A 3,476-nucleotide genomic window follows, 5' to 3' on the forward strand; every position below is an offset into this window, starting at 1 on the left:
CTTCCCATAATGCTTTGCGATTATCCGCAAGCAAGTAGGACCACAGTCTTTGGAGTCGGGTTGTTTGTAATGGGGGAAGGCGGTTTTCAAATCGACTCATTGATAAAATTATAAACTCTAATTGAGGCAAGAATTAGCTATCGGATTAGATTAGCTATTTTTTTTCACTTTTAGTCCTCATTTCTTGTTAAAGCAAACGAATTGATATCCTTTAACTTCCGTGAAGTTTAATTGCTACTTCAAAGTGACAATCCCAATTACAGGATTCTTTTCCACTCCTGATTTCTGGATATATTCTGTCTCTTTTACATAAAAGAAACTATCCTTAGTCAAGTCCAAGGGTCTTAAAAATATAGGGTCTCCAAACTGGTCATCAACGCCTCCTTTTAGATTAAATACTTCCCTTTTTGTTTTATTATACAAAACCATGTGGCGCTCCCAGTTTAATTCGTATTCTAGAATATAATAGGATTTTGAATTAATAATATTTGTGAGAAGTAAGGTTTGATACCCATTGTCATTGAGCGATTGTCCCCTTTCAAATTCAAATCGGACAGATGGGATAATTTGCCCATCCTCAACCTGATATAAGGTGTCTCGAATTAGATTCTCAGATGTTAAAACGGGCACAAATAGAAAGGTCTCTTCATTTAAATGTGATACCCAATGCCTATAGGCAGCTCCTCCCAGTTGCTTCTTTTCCAAAAGAACGCTTCTAAATGGTAGGGAATCAAGAATCTGGAAGGATTTATCCAGCTTTAGAAGTTGGGTTTTATTCAAAAATTTATCACTTATTGGAATTCCTATTTCTTCAGAAACCACATACAATTCATCATTAAGTGCTTTTAAATACTGGACAGGAAAATCTAATTTTTGCTCGTTCACAAGCTCAAAGTCATGATTATAAATCAAGACCTTGTTGAATGAAGATAGGTAAATTAAACCAGATTTCTCATCAATATCTAGGGAACTGATACGGTGGAATTCACCAGGGCCTTCACCATACTTTCCTAAAAACTGTATAAATTTCCCATCTATATTAAAAATAGAAATTCGCCTTGACTCGACAATAAAAATCATATCATTTGCAAGCTTCACATCAAAGATATGGTCTAAGAGAACCTGTTCATTTGATTGTAAATCCAGGAGCGTTATAGAAGTTGATATATCAGAAAGAGCAACTCCTGAGTGAATTTGTATAGGGATATTAATGGAATCCAAGCCTCCTTTCTCATTATCAATTGTGCAACTAATTAGCATCCAAAGTAAACCGATGCAAATACTTTTTTCTTTGACTTTCATGATATTTTAATTTTCGAAAACAAAAATTTACTGAATACTGTCAATAGCTTAATCTTCAATACCAAATTTGCAGTATATCTTAACTTAACCCAGTACAAAAGCCTGATTAATAACGAATTAATTATTCGTAAATCGACTTCAACGTATAAATTTAGCTGCTCAATTTTCCTTTTAGTAAAAAGCAGGTTTTTATTTCTTAAGAAATTGGGAGTGCATAGGCTCTCCCAATTCCAGCTTTTTAAACGCCTATACAACTGCCACCCGTATTGTAATAGTGTCGACAGACCTCTGTAGGATCATAATCGTCCCAAACCATAATAGGAGGATTATTTCCACAAGTGCATACCCAAGATCCATACCCACCAGTAATCTTCTTCATCTGACTTCTTTCCAAAATTTCATTGGTGCTGAGTCGGAGCATTTCTAAGCTTAACTTTTTCATGAAATATAGTAATTATGGTTAAAAGACTCGATCGGTACCCCCGATCATTAGATACTATATTATTAGCTTATTTAGCCAATACCTAGTAAGATATTTCTGATTTTCAGTAAGTATTTACTAGGTAAAATATGATACTTGCAGCCTCTGAGATCAAAGGTAGGATGGCCTTTTGGAAAGGGGTGAAGGTGGTGGAGTGAAGAGAGTGATCAGCCAAACTATTTCAACCTAAAAATCCCATATCTAGTGAAATCCTCTTCTTCGTCTGGGTTTAGTAATTTGATTAAAAGCGTATCGTCAGGTAAAAGCATAGCTATCTTCCCATAAGGAAATTTGATATCTTCTCCAACCTGTTTACTATTTCTGATCAAAATCAATCGACGGTAGGATGGATCGCTAAAGTGATGATAGTTTCGGTTTTCAGCTATTTTCTGTTCATAAACTCCAGGTGAAATAGCTCTGATGTATTCCAACAGGACAGTTCCATCTGATAAAACGTAAATATTATCATTTTTAGCTCCAAGATTAATTGGGCCTTTAGATGCTATATTATTCAAAGAAATTCTGGAGGATTTCAGTACGGGGAAGTTTTCGTGGCGGATTTTAAAAGCTTCGGTTTTCTTTTTAGATCTCAGGTCTAAAATTGAAATTTCATCGTCTAAAGTAGTGGTCAGATACAATTTTCCTCGGCTTTTGTCTAAAGAATAAACAGGAGCATAAATTGACTCAATTGAAGGATCCAGTTTAGAAAAATTTGACCGATCTGAAACTGGCGCAAAGTTGTATGTCTTTTCATTTTTTGGATTGAAAACTTCAATCAGGTTTTCTTTTAGAAAATCTGTGAATCCAAAAAAAGTAGAATATCCCGAAGGTTGACTGATAAAGGAGATATCTCCCTTCACCCCATTTTCATAGAAGTAATTCAGTTTTTTAGGGCTGTAAAGGGTGACATTATACTTAGATCTAAAAGCAATCTTGTTGACTTTTTTCAGATTTTGATCATACTTATACAAATTTTGACTGGAATGAACCCATATAGTTCCGTCTTCTGCAAAGGCAATTTGATTGATAGATTCTACAATCTGATTTGGACCTTCCCCTTGCAATTTTTCTGAGACCAAGACTTTACCATTTTCTGAAAACAAGGCAATTTTGTTTCCTTTACCCCCTTCATTGATATATCCTAAATATTGTTTTTTGGCGGGGTAGTAGTCTAATATCTCAACTGGGTATAAAAGATCAATTTTGAATTCCGCTATTTTCGAAAAGGTAGTTTGGGCATTAACCTCATTTTCAAAAAATAGAAATATCCCTACAAATAGAATTTTTATCCCTTTATTTAGTATTCTACTCATATTTTTAAGTTTATCTTTCTACCAAACCACATTAAATAAAACAAGAGGCACTGGATGAAATTGTTGATCTTATGGTCAAATCTTGATCCAAACAAATCTTATAATGTGTGGAAGTAGATTGTTTGCAATTAAAAGTCCAATGCCCCAAACAAAATTATCCAAACCCTCCTCCGATACAAATGCAAGCTGCCTCCTCCGTTGGCTGTCCTTCTTGGCAGTAAAACTCTATCGTTGACCTATTACAAGCTGAAACTTCCATCACTTGAGTCCAGTTGCCACACCTTAGGTTGCAGGTTTGCTGGGTAGAACCGCCTAATATCTTCTTCATCTGACTTCTTTCCAAAATTTCATTGGTGCTGAGTCGGAGCATTTCTAAGCTT

4 protein-coding genes and 1 pseudogene are annotated in these 3,476 nt (G+C 35.0%); all 5 read right to left on the reverse strand.

Translation table 11 applies throughout. The annotated features are described in order from the left end of the window. Positions 1-90: cysteine peptidase family C39 domain-containing protein (locus tag FL972_RS15650; protein ID WP_250161372.1), on the reverse strand; the 90-nt coding region annotated here is incomplete at its 3' end. 144 nt (positions 91-234) lie between these two features. Further along, positions 235-1,302, reverse strand: a complete 1,068-nt coding sequence (locus FL972_RS15655) for a 6-bladed beta-propeller (protein WP_144606763.1) — start codon at positions 1,300-1,302, stop codon at positions 235-237. A gap of 238 nt (positions 1,303-1,540) precedes the next feature. Continuing rightward, positions 1,541-1,744 (reverse strand): hypothetical protein, encoded by a 204-nt coding sequence (locus FL972_RS15660; RefSeq protein ID WP_144606766.1) that lies wholly within the window; start codon positions 1,742-1,744, stop codon positions 1,541-1,543. Between the two features lie 215 nt (positions 1,745-1,959). Then, a complete protein-coding gene (locus FL972_RS15665; RefSeq protein WP_144606769.1) occupies positions 1,960-3,096 on the reverse strand; it encodes a hypothetical protein in 1,137 nt (378 codons plus the stop codon). A 154-nt stretch (positions 3,097-3,250) separates the two neighbouring features. Further along, positions 3,251-3,476, reverse strand: a pseudogene (locus FL972_RS15670) (hypothetical protein); the annotation flags it as partial.

It is taken from the genome of Algoriphagus algorifonticola, from assembly GCF_007655305.1.
Classification (GTDB): Bacteria; Bacteroidota; Bacteroidia; order Cytophagales; family Cyclobacteriaceae; genus Algoriphagus; species Algoriphagus algorifonticola.

What these genes read in the sequence shown, in the direction of transcription:
- FL972_RS15655 (WP_144606763.1), bottom strand. Translation starts at nt 1,302, where the DNA reads ATGAAAGTCAAAGAAAAAAGTATTTGCATCGGTTTACTTTGGATGCTA.
- FL972_RS15660 (WP_144606766.1), bottom strand. Translation starts at nt 1,744, where the DNA reads ATGAAAAAGTTAAGCTTAGAAATGCTCCGACTCAGCACCAATGAAATT.
- FL972_RS15665 (WP_144606769.1), bottom strand. Translation starts at nt 3,096, where the DNA reads ATGAGTAGAATACTAAATAAAGGGATAAAAATTCTATTTGTAGGGATA.